This window comes from Ramlibacter tataouinensis (assembly GCF_027941915.1).
In the GTDB taxonomy this organism is placed as follows: domain Bacteria; phylum Pseudomonadota; class Gammaproteobacteria; order Burkholderiales; family Burkholderiaceae_C; genus Ramlibacter; species Ramlibacter tataouinensis_C.
Genome location: NZ_CP116009.1, coordinates 3,259,194 through 3,281,276 on the forward strand (window position 1 = coordinate 3,259,194; position 22,083 = coordinate 3,281,276).

The following is a 22,083-nucleotide window of genomic DNA, read 5'->3' on the forward strand; positions in this document are numbered from 1 at the left end:
AGACAAGAGAAAGGGAGCCGAAGCTCCCTTGTCCTGAAGTGGCGTCGCCGTTTACGGCGCCGGCGGCTGCGCTTGCTGCTCGAACGGCAGCGGCAGCTCGCGCAGATCGCGGCGGGTTTCGACCAGCACCAGCGGACCTTCGTCGATCACCACGGCCGGGGGACGCTCGCGCGGCACCCGGATCGGCTTGGGCTCGGCGGCAATGGCCGCCTGCACCGCGGCGATCTTGCCGGCATCCGAGTTGACCCACTGCAGACCGGAGCCGGCGGCGACCTGTGCCAGGTCATCGACCGGCAGCTCGAACGGCTGCACCTTGGGCAGGCCGGCGGGGGCGGCCGGTGCGGGTGCGGGTGCGGGTGCTGGCGCTGGCGCTGGCGCCGGGGCGACCGTGCCGGTGGCGGCGGAGGCAACCGGCTCGGGCGTCACGGGCTCGTCGGCGACGAAACCGGTCGCATAGCGCGGCCGCCGGTCGGCGAAACCACCGGCTGGCTCCTCTTGCGGCTCGATCGCCGGCTGGGCTGCCGGCTGGGCCGAGCCTTCGGCGGGGACGGCTTCGTCGCGGCCGTTGCGCTCACGGCGGTCACGGCCATAACGGTCGCGCGAACGGCGCGAATCGCGGCGACCCTCGCCTTGCCCTTCACCCTGGCCTTGCGGCTGGGCAGCCTGCTCCAGCAGCTCGGCGCCGTCGGGCTGGCCTTCGATCACCGAGGCTTCGCTGATGGACTGCGGCATCGGCTCGCGCGGCCGGCGCTCGCCGCGCTCGCCACGTTCCCCGCGCTCACCACGTTCACGCCGGCCTTCGCCCCGGTCGCCGCGCTCGCCGCGCGGCGGGCGGTCGCCCTGGGCCTGCTCCGGCGTCTCGCCGGCGCGCTGCTCATCGGCCTGCACTTCGTCGCGGCGATCCCGCGGGCCGTGCCGTTCACCGCGGGGCTCACGCGGCGCGCGCGGCTCGCGGTTTTCGCGCGGCTCACGGCCTTCGCGCGGTTCACGACCTTCACGAGGTTCACGCGCTTCGCGGGGTTCACGACCTTCACGGGATTCACGCGCTTCGCGGGGCTCGCGGCCTTCGCGCTGCTCTGGACGCTCGCCGCGTCCCTCGGCCCGCTCGCCGCGCTCCGGCCGTCCTTGCTGGCGTTCGCGCCGGGCTTCGCCCTCGCCGCGCCCTTCGGCGGCACGCGCGGCCTGGCTTTCGCCGCCCTCGCCATTGGGCCGCTCGCGGCGATGCTCGGCGTCACGGCCGCGGTTGCGGCCACCGCGGCCGCCGCGGCGGCCTTCGCCGCGCTCGCCACGGCCCTCGCGCCTGTCCTCGCTCCTGGCCGCCGGTGCGGCGGCCGGCGTGGCCGGCGCAACCGCCGGCGGCGGGCTGAACAGGCTCTTGAACCAGGCGAAGAAGCTGGGCTCCGCCGCCGGGGCCGGGGCCGGTGCCGGGCCGGGCGCCGGGGCAGGGGCCGGCGCGGCAGCCTGGCGCTGCGGCTCGGCCGCCTTCTCCGGGCGGGCCGGCGCGATCGGTGCCGGCGCATCCGGCAGCACGCCCTTGATCACCGGTTCCTGCCGGTTGGCGCGCTCCTGCGAGCGGCGCGTGACCTCGGTCTTCTCCTCGACCTCGGCCATGTGGTAGCTGGCCTTGAGGCTGTCCAGGCGCGGGTCGTCGTGCTTGAGGCGCTCGAGCTTGTAGTGCGGCGTGTCCAGGCCCTTGTTGGGCACCAGGATCACGTTGATGCGCTGCTTCAGCTCGATCTTGGTGATCTCGGTGCGCTTCTCGTTGAGCAGGAAGGAGGCAACTTCCACCGGCACCTGCACGTGCACGGCGGCCGTGCTGTCCTTCATGGACTCTTCCTGGATGATGCGCAGGATCTGCAGCGCCGAGCTCTCGGTGTCGCGGATGTGGCCATGGCCGCCGCAGCGCGGGCAGGGGATGGAGGCGCCCTCGGACAGCGCCGGGCGCAGCCGCTGGCGGCTCATCTCCATCAGGCCGAACTTGCTGATGGTGCCGAACTGCACCCGCGCGCGGTCCTGCCGCAGGGCATCGCGCAGGCGGTTCTCCACCTCGCGCCGGTTCTTCGACTCCTCCATGTCGATGAAGTCGATCACGATCAGGCCGCCCAGGTCGCGCAGGCGCATCTGGCGCGCCACTTCGTCGGCCGCTTCCAGGTTGGTGCGGGTGGCGGTCTCCTCGATGTCGCCGCCCTTGATGGCGCGCGCCGAGTTGACGTCGATCGACACCAGCGCCTCGGTGTGGTCGATCACGATCACGCCGCCCGAAGGCAGCTTGACCTCGCGCGCGTAGGCCGACTCGATCTGGTGCTCGATCTGGAAGCGCGAGAACAGGGGCGCGTCGTCGCGGTAGCGCTTGACCTTGCCGGCATGCTCGGGCATGACGTGCGACATGAACTGGTGCGCCTGCTCGTAGATCTCGTCGGTGTCGATCAGGATGTCGCCGACGTCGCTGTTGAAATAGTCGCGGATGCAGCGGATGACCAGCGACGACTCCTGGTAGATCAGGAACGCGCCCTTGCCGCCCTTGGCGGCGCCGTCGATGGCGTTCCACAGCTTGAGCAGGTAGTTCAGGTCCCACTGCAGCTCGGGTGCGCTGCGGCCGATGCCGGCGGTGCGGGCGATGATGGACATCCCGTTGGGGTACTCCAGCTGGTCCATCGCCTCCTTCAGCTCGGCCCGGTCGTCGCCCTCGATGCGCCGGCTGACGCCGCCGCCGCGCGGGTTGTTGGGCATCAGCACCACGTAGCGGCCGGCCAGCGAGATGAAGGTGGTCAGGGCGGCGCCCTTGTTGCCGCGCTCTTCCTTCTCCACCTGGACCAGCAGCTCCTGGCCTTCCTTGATCACCTCGTTGATCCGCGCCTGCGACACGGACACGCCGGGCGCGAAGTACTGCTTGGAGATCTCCTTGAACGGCAGGAAGCCGTGGCGGTCCTCGCCGTAGTCGACGAAGCAGGCCTCCAGCGACGGCTCGACGCGCGTCACCACGGCCTTGTAGATGTTGCCCTTGCGCTGTTCGCGCCCTTCGATCTCGATTTCGTAGTCGAGGAGCTTCTGTCCGTCGACGATGGCCAGCCGGCGCTCTTCGGCCTGCGTGGCATTGATCAGCATGCGCTTCATTGCGTCACCTTCTTGTTCTCATGAACAAACCGGCCCCATGCAGGGGCCCACGATGCCGGCCGGCGCAAGGCGGAACGGGAAGCGGAGAAGACGCGCGGGAACTGCGAACCGACGGCCCCGGGGGCTAGGTCAGCAATCGCAAGGGCGGCGCGTGGAGGGGAGCGAGACGGGGGGGAGGCCGCAGCGCCGCAGCAACTGCGAGCTGCGGCACCCGGGGGGTGCGCCGGGGCGGGCCGAAGCCAGCGGCAGGCGGCATCAGCCACCGCCAGCAGGCCAGGAAGAGCGCCATCAGCACGGGGAGTCTCGCTTGTCCGCCGCCAGCTTTCGGTGTCTGGCGGCCTTGTATTCCGGTTCGGAGTTTCGCTTGGGCGTCGGCGGCTCCGGCGCCTTGGCGGCGCTGCGGCACTTGAAAGGCCCGCAGCGGCGGCAAGGACGACGTCGGCATCGACCTGCCAGCGTCGCCGGGTGCCTCGGTGGACTAAACTCCAGCCGAATCAAGCACTTACGGCGAGACGCTAGTGGCAAGGATTATAGGGGGCGCGGGTGCCCCCGCCAGAGCCGGGGTGAAAACGATCGCGGTCGGCGAGGCATCCGCCGGCCAGCGCCTCGACAACTTCCTGTTGCGCGAGCTCAAGGGCGTTCCCAAGACCCATGTGTACCGGATCATCCGCAGCGGCGAGGTGCGGGTGAACAAGGGTCGCGCCGCCGCCGACACCCGGGTACAGGAAGGCGACCAGGTGCGGCTGCCGCCGGTGCGCCTGCCCGAGCGCTTGCAGGATCCGGCGGCCCGCCCGGTGCCGGCCCGCGAGTTCCCGGTCCTGCTGGAAGACGAGCACCTGCTGGCGATCGACAAGCCGTCCGGCGTGGCCGTGCACGGCGGCAGCGGGGTGAGCTTCGGCGTGATCGAGCAGCTGCGCCAGGCCCGGCCGCAGGCCAAGCTGCTCGAGCTGGTGCATCGGCTCGACCGCGAGACCTCGGGCGTGCTGCTGGTGGCCAAGCGGCGCTCGGCCCTCACCGGGCTGCAGGAGCAGTTCCGCGGCCGCGAGACCGGCAAGACCTACCTGGCGCTGGTGGCCGGCGCCTGGCCCGGCAACCGCAAGGTGATCGACCTGCCACTGCACAAGTACCTGCTGGCGGGCGACGATGGCGCCGCCGGCGAGCGGCGGGTCAAGGTGGTGGACAAGGACCACCCCGACGCCATGCGGTCCATCACGCTGGTCAAGGTGGCGCGCCGCCTGGCCGGCTTCACGCTGCTGGAAGTGACGATCAAGACCGGGCGCACCCACCAGATCCGCGTGCACCTGGCCTCGCAGGGGCACCCGATCGCGGGCGACGACAAGTACGGCGACTTCGAGCTGAATCGCGCGCTGCAGCGGCAAGGCCTGCGGCGCATGTTCCTGCACGCCTGGCGGCTGCAATTCCGCCATCCCGCCACCGGCGAGCCGGTCGCCCTCGAGGCGCCGCTGCCGGCCGACCTGCAACAGTTCACCGACCACCATGCCCAGCTCCCGGCCGCGCCAGTTTGACCTCATCGCCTTCGACTGGGACGGCACGCTGTACGACTCGACCCAGGTCATCGTTCGCTGCATCCAGCGGGCGGTGGTGGACGTGGGCGGCGCCCGGCCGAGCGAGCAGGCCGCGGCCTGGGTGATCGGCATGAGCCTGGGGCAGGCGCTGGCGCGCGCCGCGCCGGACGTGCCGCCGGAGCGCTACGCCGAACTGGGGCAGCGCTACCGCCATCACTACCACCAGCACCAGAACGACCTCAGCCTGTTCGAGGGCGCGCTGCCGCTGCTGCAGGAGCTGCGCTCGCGCCACCACTGGCTGGCGGTCGCCACCGGCAAGTCGCGCCGCGGCCTGGACGAGGTGCTGCAGGCGCAGGAGCTGCACGGCGTGTTCGACGGCTCCCGCACCGCCGACGAGACCGCCGGCAAGCCGCATCCGCGGATGCTGCAGGAGCTGATGCGCGAGTTCGGCACCGATCCCGAGCGCACGCTGATGGTTGGCGACACCACGCACGACCTGGAGATGGCCCGCAACGCCGGCTGCGCGGCCGTGGGCGTGAGCTACGGCGCGCACGAGCCGGACAGCTTCCACGAACTGGGTCCCCTGCACATCGCGCACTCGGTGGCCGACCTGCGCCACTGGCTGCTGGCCCATGCCTGAGAGCCAGCCCCAGCCCCTGTGCAACAGCGCCGACCTGGCCGACGGCGGGCTGGCGGTGGCGTTCGACGTGCTGTACGGCGGCCAGACGTGCCGGGCCTTCGCCATCCGCTGGCGCGGCCGGGTCCATGCCTACCTGAACCGCTGCGCCCACGTGGCGATGGAGATGGACTGGCAGCCCAACCGTTTCTTCGACGACAGCGGGCAGTGGCTGATGTGCTCGACCCACGGCGCGGTCTACCACCCCGACACCGGCGCCTGCGCCGGCGGCCCTTGCCGCGGCCCGCTGGTGCGCATCGAAGTGAGCGAGCAAGGCGGCGTGGTGCGCTGGCATACTGCCTGGAACCTCCAACCCCTGGCCTTCTGAGCTCCTCGCCATGACCGATCCGTTGATGCCCGGCACCGACCGGGACCCGCCCGGCGCGCCTGCGCCTGCGCCCGCCACCGGACTTCAGCCGGGCTGGGAGCGCCAGACCATGGAGCGCCTGATGTTCGCCACCCTGTCCGAGCAGCGCTCGGCGCGGCGCTGGCGGACCTTCACCCGGCTGGCCTGGCTGGCCTTCTTCGTGTTCATGGTTTGGGCCCTGCTGTACCGCGGCGGGCCGAGCAGCGTCGAGAAGTCGGCCCCGCACACCGCGGTGGTCGAGATCAAGGGCGAGATCGCCGCCGACAACGACAACAGCGCCGAGTTCATCGTCGCCGCCATGAAGGCCGCGTTCGAGGATGCCGGCGCGCAGGCGGTGGTGCTGCTGATCAACTCGCCCGGCGGCAGCCCGGTGCAGGCCGGCATCGTCAATGACGAGATGAAGCGGCTCAAGGCCAAGCACCACAAGCCGGTGTACGTGGTGGTGGGCGAGGCGTGCGCGTCGGCGGCCTACTACATCGCCGCCGGCGCCGACCGGATCTACGTGGACAAGGCCAGCATCGTCGGCAGCATCGGCGTGCTGATGGACGGCTTCGGCTTCGTCGGCCTGATGGACAAGCTGGGGGTCGAGCGCCGCCTGATGACGGCCGGCGAGAACAAGGGCTTCCTCGATCCGTTCAGTCCCCAGACCGAAACGCATCGCGCCCATGCGCAGCAGATGCTGGACCAGATCCACCGCCAGTTCATCGACGTGGTCAAGGCCGGCCGCGGCAAGCGCCTGAAGGATTCGCCGGAGTTGTTCACCGGCCTGTTCTGGACCGGCCAGCAGGCGGTCGAGATGGGCCTGGCGGACCAGATGGCCAACCTGGATTTCGTCGCCCGCGAAGTGGTCAAGGCCGAGGAGCTGGTGGACTACACCCGGCGCGAGAACGTGGCCGAGCGGCTGGCCAAGAAGTTCGGCGCCGCCGTCGGTGAAGGCGCGGTGCGCGCGGTGCGCGCGATCCCGGCGCTGCGCTAGACCCCGAGCAGGAACACCGCCGGCGCATCGCCCGGCGGGCTGCCGGCCTCGCGCCGCCATTGGGCCACGGTGCGGGTCGCGATGCGCGCATCGGGCAGGGTCAGCCCGCTGGCGACGCACAGGCGCGTGTCGCCGCGCAGCGCCTCCAGCAGCGCCGGCCAGAGCGCGGCGTTGCGGTACGGCGTCTCGATGAACAGCTGGGCCTGGGCGGTGCGCAGCGCCAGCGCCTCCAGCTCGCGGATGCGCTGGGTGCGCGGCCCCGGCTGCTGCGGCAGGTAGCCCACGAAGGCGAACGACTGGCCGTTCAGGCCGCTGGCCGCCAGCGCCAGCAGCAGCGAAGCGGGGCCCACCAGCGGCACCACGCGCAGCCCGAGCTCGTGCGCCGCCCGCACCACCGACGACCCCGGATCGGCCACCGCCGGCATGCCGGCTTCGCTCACCAGGCCGATGTCATGGCCGGCCAGCGCGGGGGCGAGCATCGGGCGCGCATCGAAGCTGCCCGCATGGTCGCCCTTCTTGTGCACCTCGCGCGGCAATTCGGTGATCGCCAGCGCCTGGATCGGCTGGGCCAGAGGCACGACCTCGCCCACACGCTTGAGGTAGGCGCGGGTGGTCTTCGCGTTCTCCGCCACCCAGTGCGTGATGCGGGCCGCCGCCTCCAGCGTGCGGATGGGCATCACCTGCTGCAGCGGCCCGGGCGTGGCGCAACCGAAATCGAGCGGGGCAGGGACCAGGTACAGCGTGCCGGGCGCGGGCATCTCAGGGAATCCGGATGCCGGCGGCGCGCAGCAGGCGGCAGGTGCGGATCAGCGGCAGGCCGACCAGAGCCGTCGGGTCGTCGCTGTGGATCGCCTCCAGCAGCGCGATGCCCAGGCCTTCGCTGCGGGCGCTGCCGGCGCAGTCGTAGGGCTGCTCGGCGCGCAGGTAGGTTTCGATCTCGGCATCGCCCAGGTCGCGGAACAGCACCCGCACCGGGGCCAGGTCCGCCTGCTCGAAGCGGCTCTCCAGGCACACCACCGCCAGCGCGGTCTGGAACACCACCGTGCGGCCGCGCATGCGGCGAAGCTGCGCGGTGGCGCGGTCGTGATCGCCCGGCTTGCCCAGCGGCTCGCCGTCGAGGTCGGCCACCTGGTCGGAGCCGATCACCACCGCTTGCGGGTGCCGCTGCGCCACGGCCCGGGCCTTGGCCAGGGCCAGCCGCGTCGCCAGCGCCGCCGGCGCCTCGCCGGGCAGCGGCGTCTCATCCACCTCGGGCGCGACTACCTCGAAGGGCAGGCCCAGCCGGCCCAGCAATTCGCGCCGGTAGCGCGAGGTCGAGCCGAGGATCAGGCGCCGTGGATGAGCGAGGGACATGCGGCGATTCTCTTACACTGGATTGCATGAAGAGGACCTTCAGCCCGCAGCGGCTCGACGTGCGGGCGTTCGCCGAAGACGGGGAACGGCTGTCGGGCGAGGCCCGGCTGGCCGACCTCCCCCGGTTGGCCGCCGAGGGCCGCCCCGATGGAGCCGATCCCCGGGTCGAATGGTCGGCGCGCGGCGAGTTGCGCCACCCGAACCACCTGCATCCGGAGGTCTGGCTGCACCTGGCCGCCGCCACCGAGTTGACCCTGACCTGCCAGCGTTGCCTGGAGGCAGTGGCTGTGCCGCTGTCGGTGGCCCGCGCTTTCCGCTTCGTCGCCGACGAGGACACGGCGGCGGCGCAGGACGAGCAGGCCGAGGAGGACGTGCTGGCGATCAGCCGCTCGTTCGACCTGCTGGAGCTGGTGGAGGACGAGTTGCTGATGGAGGTGCCGGTGGTGCCGCGGCACGAGGTCTGCCCGCGGCCGGTGCGCCTGTCGGCGGCCGACGCCGACTTCGATGAAGGCGAGCCGCGCGAGAACCCCTTCGCCCACCTCAAGCTGCTCAGGGACGGCAAGAAATAGGCGCCGCTCGACCAATGCCCTATAATGGCGGGCTTCGCGCGAAAAGCCACGCCTCGTGAGCGGCCTGCGCGCTTTCCGTCCATCATTCACCCGGCGCCTGCCTTCGAGCGAGGCGCCCCAGCATCCAGGAGCCCGGCATGGCCGTCCAGCAGAACAAGAAGTCGCCCTCCAAGCGGGGCATGCACCGTTCGCACAACGCGCTGACGGTGCCCGGCATCGCGGTGGAGCCCACCACCGGCGAGACCCACCTGCGCCACCACATCAGCCCGAACGGCTTCTACCGCGGCCGCAAGGTCCTCAAGACCAAGAACGACGCCTGATTCCGGCCACGGCAAGCAAAGGCCCGCCGCTGCCTGCGCAGCCCGGGCCTTTTTTGCGTCCGTGCCCCGGTTGCCGGAGCGTGGCATCCAGGTTTGCGCGAGGTCGGATGGCACGCTGCCCGGAAGCTCTACATTTGAGGACATGACGATTCTGGCCGTCGATTGCATGGGGGGCGACCACGGCCTGGCCGTAACCCTGCCCGCCTGCCGCAGCTTCCTCCAGGCGCATCCCGAAGCCCGCCTGCTGCTGGTGGGCAGCGGCGAGGCGCTGCAGCAGTTCCATCCGCGCGCCACCCACGTGCCCGCCTCCGAGGTCGTGGCGATGGATGATGCCGTCGAGGTCGCCCTGCGGCGCAAGAAGGATTCATCGATGCGCATCGCCATCCAGCAGGTGCGCGATGGCAAGGCCGACGCGGCGGTCTCGGCCGGCAACACCGGCGCGCTGATGGCCCTGGCCCGCTACCTGCTCAAGACGCTGGAGGGCATCGACCGGCCCGCCATCGCCTCGCCGCTGCCCAATGCCAAGGGCAGCGCCACCACCGTGCTGGACCTGGGCGCCAACGTCGATTGCACCGAGCAGCACCTGCTGCAGTTCGCGGTGATGGGCTCGGCCCTGGTGGCGGCGCTGAGCGGCCGTGACCAGCCCAGCGTCGGCCTGCTCAACATCGGCGAAGAGGTGATCAAGGGCAACGAGGTGATCAAGCGCGCCGGCGAGCTGCTGCGTTCGGCCGCGGCCGCCGGCGACCTCAATTTCCACGGCAACGTGGAAGGCAACGACATCTTCAAGGGCACCACCGACATCGTGGTGTGCGACGGCTTCGTCGGCAACGTGGCGCTCAAGACCAGCGAGGGCCTGGCCAGCATGATCGGCGGCTTCCTGCGCGAGGAGTTCTCGCGCAACCCGCTGACCAAGGTCTCCGCCCTGCTGGCCTATCCGGTGCTGTCCGCCTTCAAGAAGCGGGTGGACTACCGCCGCTACAACGGCGCGGCGCTGCTCGGCCTGCGCGGGCTGGTGTTCAAGAGCCATGGCTCGGCCGACGCGTTCGCCTTCGAGCACGCGCTGGCCCGGGCGTATGATGCGGCCCGAAACAAGCTGCTCGACCGGGTCGAGACCCGCATCGCGCATGCCCGGCCCCTGCTGGCCGGGTCCGCGGCCGACGCCGCTTCCATCGAGACCCTCGCTTCCGAATGAGCCGATATTCGCGCATTGCCGGCACCGGCAGCTACTTGCCGCCGCGCCGAGTGACCAATGACGACCTGACCGTCCAACTGGCGGCCCAGGGCATCGAAACGTCCGACCAGTGGATCGTGGAGCGCACCGGCATCCGGGCCCGCCACTTCGCCGCGCCCGACGTGACCGCCAGCGACCTCGGCGTGCCGGCCGCGCTTCAGGCGATCGAGGCGGCCGGCTGCAGCCCGGCCGACATCGACCTGATCATCGTCGCCACCTCGACGCCGGACATGGTGTTCCCGTCGGCGGCGTGCATCCTGCAGAACAAGCTGGGCATCGCCGGCTGCCCGGCGTTCGACGTGCAGGCGGTGTGCAGCGGCTTCGTCTATGCGCTGACGGTGGCCGACGCGATGATCCGCACCGGCGGCGCCAGCCGCGCGCTGGTGGTCGGCGCCGAGGTGTTCTCGCGCATCCTCGATTTCAAGGACCGCACCACCTGCGTGCTGTTCGGCGATGGCGCCGGGGCCGTAGTGCTGGAAGCCTCCGATACCCCCGGCATCCTGGCCAGCGACCTGCATGCGGACGGCAAGCACGTCGGCATCCTGTGCGTGCCCGGCACGGTCGCAGGCGGCCAGGTGCTGGGCGACCCGCTGCTCAAGATGGATGGCCAGGCGGTGTTCAAGCTGGCCGTCGGCGTGCTGGAAAGCGCGGCCCGCGCTACGCTGGCCAAGGCCGGCCGCACCGAAGCCGACATCGACTGGCTGATCCCGCACCAGGCCAACATCCGCATCATGCAGGGCACGGCCAGGAAGCTGAAGCTGCCCATGGACAAGCTGGTCGTCACCGTCGACCAGCATGGCAACACCTCGGCCGCCTCGATCCCTCTGGCGCTCGATGCCGCAGTTCGCGAAGGCAAGGTCCGCCGCGGCGACACCCTGATGCTGGAAGGCGTCGGTGGCGGCTTCACCTGGGGCGCGGTGCTGCTGGACTACTGAGTCCCGCCGGCGCCGCACGCCCCTGTTCGACCGACTTTCCAACGACGACATGAAACCGTTTGCATTCGTGTTCCCCGGCCAGGGCTCCCAGGCCGTCGGCATGCTCGACGCCTGGGGCGACCACCCGGCCGTGCAGCAGGCCATCGCCGAAGCCTCCGAGGCGCTGGGCGAGGACATCGGCCGCCTGATCCACGACGGCCCCAAGGAGGCGCTGGCGCTGACTACCAATACCCAGCCGGTGATGCTGGTGGCGGGCGTGGCGGCCTATCGCGCCTGGCTGGCCGAGGGCGGCGCCAAGCCCGCCGTGGTGGCCGGCCACTCGCTGGGCGAGTACTCGGCGCTGGTCGCCGCCGGCGCCCTGAGCCTGGCCGACGCCGCGCCGCTGGTGCGCTTTCGCGCCCAGGCCATGCAGGAAGCCGTGCCGGTGGGCGAGGGCGCCATGGCCGCCGTGCTGGGCATGGACGCCCAAAAGGTGGTGGAAGGCTGCGCCGAGGCCCAGCGTTCCTTCGGCACCAACTCGCTGGAGGCGGTCGAGGCGGTGAACTTCAACGACCCCGCGCAGACCGTCATCGCCGGCAGCAAGGCGGCGGTCGACAAGGCCTGCGAAGTGCTCAAGGCCCATGGCGCCAAGCGCGCCTTGCCGCTGCCGGTGTCGGCGCCGTTCCACTCCAGCCTGATGAAGCCGGCGGCCGACCGGCTGCGCGAGCGGCTGGCCCAGGTGGCCATCGCCGCCCCGCAGATTCCCGTGGTCAACAACATCGAGGCCAGGGTCGAGACCGACCCCGGCCGCATCCGCGCCGCCCTGTACGAGCAGGCCTTCGGGCCGGTGCGCTGGGTCGACTGCATCCGGGCGATCCAGGGCCGCGGCGTCGGCGTGGTGCTGGAGTGCGGCCCGGGCAAGGTGCTGCAGGGCCTGTGCAAGCGCATCGACCCGGCGCTGGCGGCCGGCGCCGTCTACGACCCGGCCAGCCTGGCCGAAGCGAAGGGGCTGCTGGCATGAATGCGGGTGCACTGAAGGGACAAGTGGCGCTGGTCACCGGCGCCTCGCGCGGCATCGGCGCGGCGATCGCGCTGGAGCTGGCGCAGCAGGGTGCCACGGTGATCGGCACCGCCACCACCGACGAGGGTGCGCAGAAGGTCGGCCAGGCGCTGGCGGCCTTTGGAGGCCGCGGCGAACGGCTGGACGTCAACGACGTCGCCCAGGCCGAGGCGCTGGTCGACGCCATCGTCAAGCAGCACGGCGGCCTGCAGGTGCTGGTCAACAACGCCGGCATCACCCGCGACATGCTGGCCATGCGGCTCAAGGACGAGGACTGGGACGCCGTGCTGGACACCAACCTCAAGGCGGTGTTCCGCCTCAGCCGGGCCGTGATGCGCACCATGATGAAGCAGCGCTACGGCCGCATCGTCAGCATCACGTCGGTGGTCGGCGCCTCGGGCAACCCCGGCCAGGCCAACTATGCGGCCGCCAAGGCCGGCGTCGCCGGGCTGACCCGGGCGCTGGCGCGCGAACTCGGCAGCCGCGGAATCACCGTCAACTGCGTGGCGCCCGGCTTCATCGAGACCGACATGACGGCCGTGCTGCCCGAGGAGCAGCGCAAGGCGCTGCTGGGCCAAATTCCGCTGGGCCAGCTCGGCAAGCCCGCCGACATCGCCCATGCGGTGGCCTACCTGGCCTCCCCGGCCGCCGGCTACGTCACCGGCCAGGAACTGCACGTCAACGGCGGCATGTACATGGCCTGAACCTGCCCTTGGCAGCCCCGGTCCGCTGCGGCCGGGTCTGCAGAGGGCGAGGCTAGAATCCGCGATTCAATCCACAACCCCCAGAGGGAACCCATGAGCGATATCGAAGCACGTGTCAAGAAGATCATCGCCGAGCAACTCGGCGTGGAGGAGTCCCAGGTGACCAACGAGAAGGCCTTCGTGGCCGATCTGGGCGCCGACTCCCTTGACACGGTGGAGCTGGTGATGGCGCTGGAGGACGAGTTCGGCATCGAGATCCCGGACGAGGACGCCGAGAAGATCACCACCGTGCAGAACGCCATCGACTACGCCAACGCCCACCAGAAGGCCTGATTGCGAATGACCCGCCGCCGAGTCGTCGTCACCGGTCTGGGCTGCGTCAGCCCCGTCGGCAACACCGTTGCCGAGTCCTGGGACAACCTGCTGGCCGGCCGCACGGGGATCGACTTCATCACCCAGTTCGATGCGGCCAACTTCGCCTGCCGCTTCGCCGGCGAGGTCAAGGGCTTCAACATCGCCGACTACATCCCCGAGAAGGAAGCCCGGCACATGGACCGGTTCATCCACCTCGGGCTGGCGGCAGCCTGCCAGGCGGTGGCCGACAGCGGGCTGCCCAGCGGTGACGCCCTTCCGGCCGAGCTGGCCGAGCGCATCGGCGTGAACATCGGCGCCGGCATCGGCGGCCTGCCGATGATCGAGCAGACCCATGCCGAGCTGGTTGCGCGCGGGCCGCGCCGCGTCTCCCCCTTCTTCGTGCCCGCCTCGATCATCAACATGATCTCGGGCCATGTGTCGATCAAGTACGGCTTCAAGGGCCCGAACATCGCGGTCGTCACCGCCTGCACCACCGGCCTGCATGCCATCGGGCTGTCGGCCCGCATGATCGAGAGCGGCGACGCCGACATCATGGTGTGCGGCGGCGCCGAGTCGTCGGTTTCGCCGCTGGGCATCGGTGGTTTCGCCGCCTCGCGCGCGCTGTCCACCCGCAACGACGACCCGAAGACGGCATCCCGCCCCTGGGACAAGGACCGCGACGGCTTCGTGCTGGGCGAGGGCGGCGGCGTGCTGGTGCTCGAGGAATACGAGCACGCCAGGTCGCGCGGCGCGAAGATCTATGCCGAGGTCGCCGGTTTCGGCATGTCGGCCGACGCCTTCCACATGACGGCGCCCGACGTGGACGGCCCGCGCCGGGCCATGGTCGGCGCCCTGCGCAACGCCGGCATCAATGCCGATGAAGTCGACTACCTCAACGCCCACGGTACCTCCACACCGCTGGGCGACCTGAACGAGACCAACGCGATCAAGGCCGCGCTGGGCGACCACGCGAAGCAACTGGTGGTCAGCTCCACCAAGTCCATGACCGGCCACCTGCTGGGCGGCGCCGGCGGCATCGAGTCGGTGTTCACCGTGCTGGCGGTGCACCGGCAAAAGGCCCCGCCGACCATCAACATCTTTAACCAGGATCCCGAGTGCGACCTGGACTACTGCGCCAACACGGCGCGGGACCTGAAGATCGACGTGGCCATGAAGAACAACTTCGGCTTCGGCGGCACCAACGGCACGCTGGTCTTCAAGCGGGTCTGACGCCCGCGGCTTCCCATGCACGGCGCCCCATCGGTGAGTTATCCGGTGGGGCGTTCTGCTTGGCTGGGGCGCCTGCTGGCGCTGGCCTGGGCGGCCGGAGCGCTGGCCTGCGCCGCCTGGGCCTGGCAGGGCGCCGCCCCCACCCGGGTTGCAGCCGGCGTGGCGGCCACGGTGGTCGCCGGCGCCTGGGTCGCGCGCTGGTGGTGGCGGCTGCCCGACCGGCAGCTGCACTGGGACGGGGGCGCCTGGCATCGGTCGGAGCCGCTGGCCGGGGAGGGCGCCGCCGGCCGGATCGAGCCGGCGCTGGACCTGCAGTCGGCCCTGCTGCTGCGCTGGCGCGGTCAGGACGGGGGCGGCGACTGGATCTGGGCCGAGCGCTCGCGGCTGCCGGCCCGCTGGGACGCGCTGCGGCGTGCTGTATATTCGCGCGCCGATGCCGACGTGCTGCCCGGGGCGAAGCCGCCGTCGCCGAGACCATGACCCAGAGCCCGCCCGCACCCGCCTCCCCGCCGCCCGACACCGACCAGATGCTGGTGGCTCGCGCCGTGGCGGGCGACCAGCGGGCCTACGAGCTGCTGGTGATCAAGTACCAGCGCCGCATCGAGCGGCTGATCGGCCGGATGGTGCGCGACGTCGACCTGGTGGAGGACATCGCCCAGGAAACCTTCATCCGGGCCTACCGGGCGCTCGGCCAGTTCCGCGGCGAGGCCCAGTTCTACACCTGGCTGTACCGGATTGCCGTCAACACCGCCAAGAAAGCCCTGTCCGACCTCAAGCGCGACCCGCTGGTGTCCGAGAGCGCCCTGCGCGGGGGCGACGACGAGGATGAAACTTCCCCGGTGGAGAACGAACTAACCAGCCCGGAAACGCCGGAGACGGTGCTCGCCGCCAAGGAAATCGCCGCCACGGTCAACTCGGCCATGGAGGCTCTCCCCGAGGAGTTGCGGCAGGCCGTCACGCTGCGCGAGATCGAAGGGCTGAGCTACGAAGAGATCGCGCAAGTCATGAACTGCCCGATCGGGACCGTCCGCTCGCGCATCTTCCGCGCGCGCGAGGCGATTTCGGCCAAGGTCAAGCCCCTGCTGGAGAACCAGTCGGGCAAGCGCTGGTAGCGGCAAGGTGAGAGCGATGGACGAACAGATGGACGACAGGGAACGGATATCCGCGCTGGCCGACGGCCAGTTGCAGGGCGAGGAATTCGCGCGGGCCATGCAGGCGGCCGGCGCCGACCGCGCCGTGCTCGAGGCCTGGCACAGCTACCACCTCATCGGCGATGCCTTGCGCTCGTCCGACCTGGCCTGCGGCACGCCCGGACCGGCCTTTCTCGACCGCCTGTCGGCCCGTCTGGCGCAGGAGCCGCTGCCGCGCCCCCAGCCGGCGCCCGCTGCCGCGCTGGCTGCGCGGCACGCGGCGCAGCCAGCGGCCAACGACGGCAGCTTCCGCTGGAAGATGGTGGCCGGCCTGGCCTCGGTGGCGGCGTTCGCGGCCGTGGGCTGGTCGGTCCTCGGCAGCGGTGGCCAGCCCGGTTCGGCCCAGCCGCAGCTGGCCTCGGCCCCGCAGCAGGCTCCGGGCGCGGCGCCCGGCAGCGTGCTGGCCCGCTCCGAGCCGGGGGTCATGATCCGCGATCCGCGGCTGGACGAGATGCTGGCGGCCCATCGCCAGCTGGGCGGCGCTTCGGCGCTGCAGTCGTCCGCGGGTTTCCTGCGCAACGCCACCTTCGAGTCCCCCGCGCGCTGACCCATGTCGATGACGTTGCTGCCGCTGCGCACCGCCGCCAGCCGCTGCCTGCTGGCACTGTGGGCCATCGGAACCCTGGGCGTCGCGGCAGCCCAGCAGCCCGTCGCAGCGGCCGGCCCGCAGGCGGAACGCGGCGTCAACGAATGGCTGATGCGCATGCAGGAGGCGTCGCGCGAGCGCAGCTACATCGGCACCTTCGTCGTGTCCTCCAGCGGCGGCGCGCTGTCGAGCGCGCGCATCTGGCACGCCGGCCACCCCACCCAGCAGGTGGAGAAGGTGGACGTGCTGACCGGCGTGCCCCGCTCCACCTACCGCCGCAACGAGGAGGTCCTCACCTTCCTGCCCGAGGACCGGCTGGTGCGCGCGGAAAAGCGCGAGGCCATGGGCCTGTTCCCCAACCTGCTGCGCTCGTCCGACACCTCGATTCCGGAGTTCTACACCGCGCGCCGCACCGGCTCGGACCGGGTCGCGGGGTTTGACGCCGACGTGGTGCAGCTGGCGCCCCGCGACCACCTGCGCTTCGGTTATCGCGTGTGGAGCGAAAAGCGCTCCGGGCTGGTCATCAAGCTGCAGACGCTGGATGACCAGGGCCGTGTGCTGGAGCAGGCCGCCTTCTCCGAGCTGCAGCTCGACGTCCCGGTGCGGGCCGACAAGATCGCCCGCATGATGCAGCCGCCGCCCGGCTGGCGGGTGGAGCGCACCCAGGCCGTGAAGACCGACGCGGCCAGCGAGGGCTGGGCGCTGAAGGCGGCGGTGCCGGGCTTCAAGCCCATGAATTGCTACAAGCGGCCTGCTGCCGGCGGCAGCCTGCAATGGATCTTTTCCGACGGCCTGGCCGCCGTCTCGCTCTTCATCGAGCCCTATGACCGCGAGCGCCACCAGCAGGAAGGCCTGATGGCCAGCGGCGCGACGCAGACCCTGACCCGGCACATGGAGCACTGGTGGGTGACGGTGGTGGGCGAGGTGCCGGCGCAGACCCTCAGGGCGTTCGCGCAGGGCATCGAGCGGCGCCGCTGAACGCGCGCGCCGCGGCCGGATCATCGGAAGGGAACCCGGGCTTGCTGCCCGGATCGGAATTTGCCTGTCGAGAAAAGAGGTTCACATGGTCCGCATCGATTGGAACAAGCTGCGCAGCCAGGCGCTGGCGTGCGCGCTGGCCCTGGTGGCCGCCGCCCTGCTGCTGCCGCCGCCGCCCGTGCTGGCGCAGTCGGCCCCGCAGCCGCGCACCGGGCTGCCCGACTTCACCGACCTGGTCGAGCAGGTCGGGCCGGCGGTGGTCAACATCCGCACCATCGAGCGGGTGCGCAATTCGCCCCAGGAGCAGGGCCAGATGGACGAGGAGATGCAGGAATTCTTCCGGCGCTTCTTCGGCACGCCGCTGCCCAACATCCCCAACGTTCCGCGCGGCCCGCGCGGCGGCGGCCCCGGCCAGGAACAGCCGCGCGGCGTCGGCTCCGGCTTCATCCTCAGCGCCGACGGCCTGGTGATGACCAATGCGCACGTGGTCGAAGGCGCCGACGAGGTGCTGGTCACGCTGGCCGACAAGCGGGAGTTCAAGGCAAAGATCGTCGGCACCGACAAGCGCACCGACGTCGCCGTGGTGAAGATCGAGGCCAGCGGCCTGCCCTTCGTGAAGGTGGGTGACGTCGGCCGGCTCAAGGTCGGCGAATGGGTGATGGCGATCGGCTCGCCGTTCGGGCTGGAAAACACCGTCACCGCCGGCATCGTCAGCGCCAAGGCGCGCGACACCGGCGACTACCTGCCGTTCATCCAGACCGACGTGGCGATCAACCCCGGCAACTCCGGCGGGCCGCTGGTCAACCTGCGCGGCGAGGTGGTGGGCATCAACAGCCAGATCTACTCGCGCTCGGGCGGCTTCATGGGCATCTCGTTCGCCATTCCGATGGACGAGGCCATGCGCGTGGCCGAGCAGTTGCGCACCAGCGGGCGCGTGACGCGCGGACGCATCGGCGTGCAGATCGACCAGGTCACCAAGGAAGTCGCCGAGTCCATCGGCCTGGGCAAGCCGCAGGGCGCGCTGGTGCGCAGCGTCGAGCCGGGCGGGCCGGCCGAGAAGGCCGGCCTCGAGGCGGGCGACATCATCACCCGCTTCGCCGGCCAGGCGATCGAGCGCGCCACCGACCTGCCGCGGCTGGTCGGCAACACCAAGCCCGGCACGCGCGCCAACATGACCGTGTTCCGCCGCGGCGGCTCGCGCGACCTGGCGGTGCAGGTCGCCGAGTTCGAGCCGGAGCGGCCGGCGCGGCGCGCCCAGGGCGCCGACGAGCGTCCGCGCGGCTCCGCTTCGCCGGCGGCCCAGTCGCTGGGGCTGGCGGTCAGCGACCTGAGCGACGCACAGAAGAAGGAGCTGAACGTCAAGGGCGGCGTGCGCGTGGAGCAGGCCGCCGAGGCGGCGGCGCGTGCCGGCATCCGCGAGGGCGACGTGATCCTGCAGATCGGCAATGCCGAAGTGGGCAACGTGCGGGAATTCGACGCCGCGCTGGCCAAGGCCGACCGCAACAAGCCGATCCCGGTGCTGCTGCGCCGCGGTGAGCTCGCCACCTACCTGCTGATCCGGCCGGCCCGCTGATCGGCCGGCTTTCCGGAAGAAACCCCAAACCCTCAGTCGGGATTGGGGTTTTTTCACGCCTTCGCGCGGGGTTGTTGCACCGCTTCCAAAGAAATTTGTGACCGGCATTTGCAAATAGATGTTTGCGCTCGCTAACTTATCAAAGGAGGTAGCGGCGATTTGGATAGAATCCACGCTGGCGGACGCGCCTTTCATGCATATGGAGCGGCGCTGAAACCACGATGCGGGATGTGCACCGGAGGTCCCCGGCTGATCCACAGGCCGCCCACAAGTTGTCCTGCCGAGCCTCCTCCCAAACTGTTGATAAGCTGTGGATGAATTGCATGTTGCTGGGCTGCAACGAGGCTGTGGTGGCCATGCCCGGGCTGTACGGCCGGGGCTTTTTGCCTACAATGAAGCTCCAACCATCGCAGTTGCCATAGATTGTTGGTTCAGGGCGCGTCGCCAGGCGGCGCGCCCTTTTTTCTTGCCTTCGCTCCAAGCGAATCAAGCACTTAAGCGCTTCCCTTGATGAATCACATCAGAAATTTCTCGATCATTGCGCACATCGATCATGGCAAATCGACGCTCGCCGACCGCCTGATCCAGCGTTGTGGCGGGCTGTCCGACCGGGAGATGGAAGAGCAGGTGCTGGACTCGATGGCGCTCGAGAGGGAGCGTGGGATAACCATCAAGGCGCAGACCGCCGCGCTGCGCTACACGGCCCGCGACGGGCGGGTCTACAACCTCAATCTGATCGACACGCCGGGCCACGTCGACTTCTCGTACGAGGTGAGCCGCTCGCTGTCGGCATGCGAAGGCGCACTGCTGGTGGTCGATGCCAGCCAGGGCGTCGAAGCGCAGACCGTGGCGAACTGCTACACCGCGCTGGACCTCGGCGTCGAGGTGCTGCCGGTGCTGAACAAGATGGACCTGCCGCAGGCCGATCCCGACCAGGCCAAGGCGGAAGTGGAGGACGTGATCGGCATCGACGCCTCCGAAGCCATTCCCTGCTCGGCCAAGACCGGCATGGGCATCGACGAGATCCTGGAGGCGATCGTCGCCAAGGTGCCGGCGCCGCGCGGCAACCCCGACGCGCCGCTGCGCGCCATGATCATCGACAGCTGGTTCGACAGCTACGTCGGCGTGGTGATGCTGGTGCGGGTGGTCGACGGCAGCCTGAAGAAGAACGAGCGCATCAAGCTGATGGCCACCGGCGCCGCCTACGAGGCCGGCAGCCTGGGCGTGTTCACGCCGGCCAACCAGCCGCGCGACACCCTGGAGGCCGGTGAGGTCGGCTACATCATCGCCGGCATCAAGGAGTTGCAGGCGGCCAAGGTCGGCGACACCGTCACCCTGGAAAAGAAGCTGCCCAACAACGCCGGCAGCGCCACCGAGCCGCTGCCCGGCTTCAAGGAGATCCAGCCGCAGGTGTTCGCCGGCCTGTACCCGACCGAGGCGAGCGAGTACGACAGCCTGCGCGACGCGCTGGAAAAGCTCAAGCTCAACGACGCCTCGCTGCAGTACGAGCCGGAGGTCAGCCAGGCGCTGGGGTTTGGTTTCCGCTGCGGCTTCCTCGGCCTGCTGCACATGGAGATCGTGCAGGAGCGGCTGGAGCGCGAGTTCGACCAGGACCTGATCACCACGGCGCCCAGCGTCGTCTACGAGGTGGTCAAGGGCGATGGCGAGGTCATCATGGTGGAGAACCCGTCCCGGATGCCGGACCAGGCCCGCATCCAGGAGATCCGCGAGCCCATCGTCACCGTGCACCTGTACATGCCACAGGAGTACGTCGGCCCGGTGATGACGCTGGCCAACCAGAAGCGCGGCGTGCAGATCAACATGGCCTACCACGGCCGCCAGGTCATGCTCACCTACGAGATGCCGCTCGGCGAGATCGTGCTGGACTTCTTCGACAAGCTCAAGTCGGTCAGCCGCGGCTACGCCAGCATGGACTACGAGTTCAAGGAGTACCGGCCGTCCGACGTGGTGAAGGTGGACATCCTGCTCAACGGCGACCGCATCGATGCGTTGTCCATCATCGTCCACCGCACCCAGGCCCAGTTCCGCGGGCGGGCGGTGGTGGCCAAGATGCGCGAGATCATCAGCCGGCAGATGTTCGACGTGGCGATCCAGGCCGCCATCGGCGCCAACATCATCGCCCGCGAGACGGTCAAGGCGCTGCGCAAGAACGTGCTGGCAAAATGCTACGGCGGCGACATCAGCCGCAAGCGCAAGCTCCTCGAAAAACAGAAGGCAGGCAAGAAGAGAATGAAGCAGATCGGCTCGGTCGAAGTCCCCCAGGAAGCCTTCCTCGCCATCCTGCAGGTCGAGGAATGAGCCCGGCACGCCGACAACGCTTCGCGGCCTGCGCGTGGGCGGCCCGCAGGAAGGCCTGACCCGATGCCGCTCCTGACCGCCGCGGTCCTCGCGGGATTCGCCGGCTACGCACTGGCCTGGTACCTGGGCATCGTCGAGGGCAACTTCGCGCTGCTGCTGTTCCTGGCCACCGTGGTCACCGGTCTGTACTGGGTCGCCGAGCGCCTGGTGTTCCTGCCGCGCCGCCGCCGCGCCGCCGAAACGATGGCGCAACAAGCCGGCGAACGCCGCGCCCAGTTGGCCGCCCAGGGCATCAGCCAGGTCGACGGCCCCGACATCGCCCAGGCCCGCCAGAAGCTGCTGATGCAGCCCTGGTGGCTGGACTGGACGGCCGGCCTGTTCCCGGTGATCCTGGCCGTTTTCGTACTGCGGTCCTTCCTGTTCGAGCCGTTCAAGATTCCCTCCGGCTCGATGATCCCCACCCTGCTGGTGGGCGACCTGATCCTGGTGAACAAGTTCACCTACGGGCTGCGCCTGCCGGTGCTGAACACCCGGATCACCGAGGGCACGGCGCCGGCGCGCGGCGACGTGATGGTGTTCCGCTACCCGCCCAAGCCGAGCCTGGACTACATCAAGCGCGTGATCGGCGTGCCGGGCGACGAGGTGGCCTACCTGAACAAGCGGCTGACCGTCAACGGCCAGCCGGTGCCCCGGCAGGCGCTGGCGGACTTCTTCGAGGAAGACGCCATGCGCTACTCGCGCCAGTTCGCCGAGACGATGGACGGGCGGACCTACCGGATCCTGAACGACGACGACCGCCCGGCGTTCGTGCCGGGTGCGGAGGACTATCCGCACCGCGAAAATTGCCGCTACAGTGTCGAGGGCGTCGTCTGCAAGGTGCCGCCCGGCCACTATTTCATGATGGGGGACAACCGGGATAATTCGCTCGATTCGCGCTACTGGGGCTTCGTGCCCGAGCGCAACATCGTCGGCAAGGCATTCTTCATCTGGATGAATTTCGGCGACATCAAGCGGATCGGGTCCTTCGAATAAGAGCGTTTCGC

The 22,083-nt window shown here is 70.2% G+C and carries 22 protein-coding genes; 19 read left to right on the forward strand and 3 right to left on the reverse strand.

Features of this window, described 5'->3' with window-relative positions:
* Positions 1-51 precede the first annotated feature (51 nt).
* Positions 52-3,114: an Rne/Rng family ribonuclease gene (locus PE066_RS15550; protein WP_271233435.1), complete on the reverse strand. Its 3,063-nt coding sequence runs from the start codon at positions 3,112-3,114 to the stop codon at positions 52-54.
* A gap of 518 nt (positions 3,115-3,632) precedes the next feature.
* Here PE066_RS15550 and PE066_RS15555 point away from each other — a divergent pair.
* The 4 genes from PE066_RS15555 to PE066_RS15570 are packed head-to-tail and all read left to right on the forward strand — an operon-like array spanning position 3,633 to position 6,659.
* Positions 3,633-4,640, forward strand: a complete 1,008-nt coding sequence (locus PE066_RS15555) for an RluA family pseudouridine synthase (protein WP_440480536.1) — start codon at positions 3,633-3,635, stop codon at positions 4,638-4,640.
* Positions 4,612-5,280, forward strand: coding sequence for an HAD family hydrolase (locus tag PE066_RS15560; RefSeq protein ID WP_271233436.1), 669 nt, complete (start codon positions 4,612-4,614; stop codon positions 5,278-5,280). The genes PE066_RS15555 and PE066_RS15560 overlap by 29 nt, the downstream gene beginning before the upstream one ends.
* Complete coding sequence (locus tag PE066_RS15565; RefSeq protein WP_271233437.1) at positions 5,273-5,644, forward strand: Rieske (2Fe-2S) protein; 372 nt, start codon at positions 5,273-5,275, stop codon at positions 5,642-5,644. Before PE066_RS15560 ends, PE066_RS15565 begins: the two co-directional genes overlap by 8 nt.
* Before the next feature lie 10 nt (positions 5,645-5,654).
* Positions 5,655-6,659, forward strand: a complete 1,005-nt coding sequence (locus PE066_RS15570) for a S49 family peptidase (RefSeq protein ID WP_440480537.1) — start codon at positions 5,655-5,657, stop codon at positions 6,657-6,659.
* Here PE066_RS15570 and PE066_RS15575 read toward each other — a convergent pair.
* Together PE066_RS15575 and PE066_RS15580 are read right to left on the reverse strand one after the other, a co-directional pair.
* Positions 6,656-7,417, reverse strand: a complete 762-nt coding sequence (locus tag PE066_RS15575; protein ID WP_271233438.1) for an SAM-dependent methyltransferase — start codon at positions 7,415-7,417, stop codon at positions 6,656-6,658. The genes PE066_RS15570 and PE066_RS15575 overlap by 4 nt on opposite strands.
* Position 7,418: 1 nt before the next feature.
* Positions 7,419-8,012 carry a Maf family nucleotide pyrophosphatase gene (locus PE066_RS15580; RefSeq protein WP_271233439.1) on the reverse strand — a complete coding sequence of 198 codons (594 nt, stop codon included), beginning with the start codon at positions 8,010-8,012 and terminating at the stop codon, positions 7,419-7,421.
* 26 nt (positions 8,013-8,038) lie between these two features.
* Here PE066_RS15580 and PE066_RS15585 point away from each other — a divergent pair, with 26 nt between their 5' ends.
* From PE066_RS15585 to lepB, 15 genes are all read left to right on the forward strand, one after another.
* Positions 8,039-8,581: a YceD family protein gene (locus tag PE066_RS15585; RefSeq protein WP_271233440.1), complete on the forward strand. Its 543-nt coding sequence runs from the start codon at positions 8,039-8,041 to the stop codon at positions 8,579-8,581.
* 137 nt (positions 8,582-8,718) lie between these two features.
* Entirely contained in the window at positions 8,719-8,901 is a 183-nt protein-coding gene (rpmF, locus tag PE066_RS15590; RefSeq protein WP_135249669.1) for a 50S ribosomal protein L32, read from the forward strand.
* Between the two features lie 142 nt (positions 8,902-9,043).
* On the forward strand, positions 9,044-10,093 hold the full coding sequence (gene plsX, locus PE066_RS15595; RefSeq protein ID WP_271233441.1) for a phosphate acyltransferase PlsX: 1,050 nt from the start codon (positions 9,044-9,046) through the stop codon (positions 10,091-10,093).
* On the forward strand, positions 10,090-11,067 hold the full coding sequence (locus PE066_RS15600; protein ID WP_271233442.1) for a beta-ketoacyl-ACP synthase III: 978 nt from the start codon (positions 10,090-10,092) through the stop codon (positions 11,065-11,067). Before plsX ends, PE066_RS15600 begins: the two co-directional genes overlap by 4 nt.
* A gap of 49 nt (positions 11,068-11,116) precedes the next feature.
* Positions 11,117-12,067 (forward strand): ACP S-malonyltransferase, encoded by a 951-nt coding sequence (gene fabD, locus PE066_RS15605; protein ID WP_271233443.1) that lies wholly within the window; start codon positions 11,117-11,119, stop codon positions 12,065-12,067.
* Positions 12,064-12,810: a 3-oxoacyl-ACP reductase FabG gene (gene fabG, locus PE066_RS15610; RefSeq protein ID WP_271233444.1), complete on the forward strand. Its 747-nt coding sequence runs from the start codon at positions 12,064-12,066 to the stop codon at positions 12,808-12,810. The genes fabD and fabG overlap by 4 nt, the downstream gene beginning before the upstream one ends.
* Positions 12,811-12,903: 93 nt before the next feature.
* Positions 12,904-13,143 carry an acyl carrier protein gene (gene acpP / locus PE066_RS15615; RefSeq protein ID WP_013902185.1) on the forward strand — a complete coding sequence of 80 codons (240 nt, stop codon included), beginning with the start codon at positions 12,904-12,906 and terminating at the stop codon, positions 13,141-13,143.
* 6 nt (positions 13,144-13,149) lie between these two features.
* Positions 13,150-14,394, forward strand: coding sequence for a beta-ketoacyl-ACP synthase II (gene fabF, locus PE066_RS15620; RefSeq protein ID WP_271233445.1), 1,245 nt, complete (start codon positions 13,150-13,152; stop codon positions 14,392-14,394).
* Between the two features lie 45 nt (positions 14,395-14,439).
* Entirely contained in the window at positions 14,440-14,874 is a 435-nt protein-coding gene (locus PE066_RS15625) for a hypothetical protein (protein WP_271233446.1), read from the forward strand.
* Positions 14,871-15,506 (forward strand): RNA polymerase sigma factor RpoE, encoded by a 636-nt coding sequence (rpoE, locus tag PE066_RS15630; protein WP_271233447.1) that lies wholly within the window; start codon positions 14,871-14,873, stop codon positions 15,504-15,506. The genes PE066_RS15625 and rpoE overlap by 4 nt, the downstream gene beginning before the upstream one ends.
* A 16-nt stretch (positions 15,507-15,522) precedes the next feature.
* Entirely contained in the window at positions 15,523-16,131 is a 609-nt protein-coding gene (locus tag PE066_RS15635; protein WP_271233448.1) for a sigma-E factor negative regulatory protein, read from the forward strand.
* Positions 16,132-16,134: 3 nt separating this feature from the next.
* Positions 16,135-17,148, forward strand: a complete 1,014-nt coding sequence (locus PE066_RS15640) for a MucB/RseB C-terminal domain-containing protein (RefSeq protein ID WP_271233449.1) — start codon at positions 16,135-16,137, stop codon at positions 17,146-17,148.
* 85 nt (positions 17,149-17,233) lie between these two features.
* Positions 17,234-18,721 carry a DegQ family serine endoprotease gene (locus PE066_RS15645; protein ID WP_271233450.1) on the forward strand — a complete coding sequence of 496 codons (1,488 nt, stop codon included), beginning with the start codon at positions 17,234-17,236 and terminating at the stop codon, positions 18,719-18,721.
* Positions 18,722-19,231: 510 nt separating this feature from the next.
* Positions 19,232-21,040, forward strand: a complete 1,809-nt coding sequence (gene lepA / locus PE066_RS15650) for a translation elongation factor 4 (RefSeq protein WP_271233451.1) — start codon at positions 19,232-19,234, stop codon at positions 21,038-21,040.
* Between the two features lie 63 nt (positions 21,041-21,103).
* Positions 21,104-22,072 carry a signal peptidase I gene (gene lepB, locus PE066_RS15655; RefSeq protein ID WP_271233452.1) on the forward strand — a complete coding sequence of 323 codons (969 nt, stop codon included), beginning with the start codon at positions 21,104-21,106 and terminating at the stop codon, positions 22,070-22,072.
* Positions 22,073-22,083 lie beyond the last annotated feature (11 nt).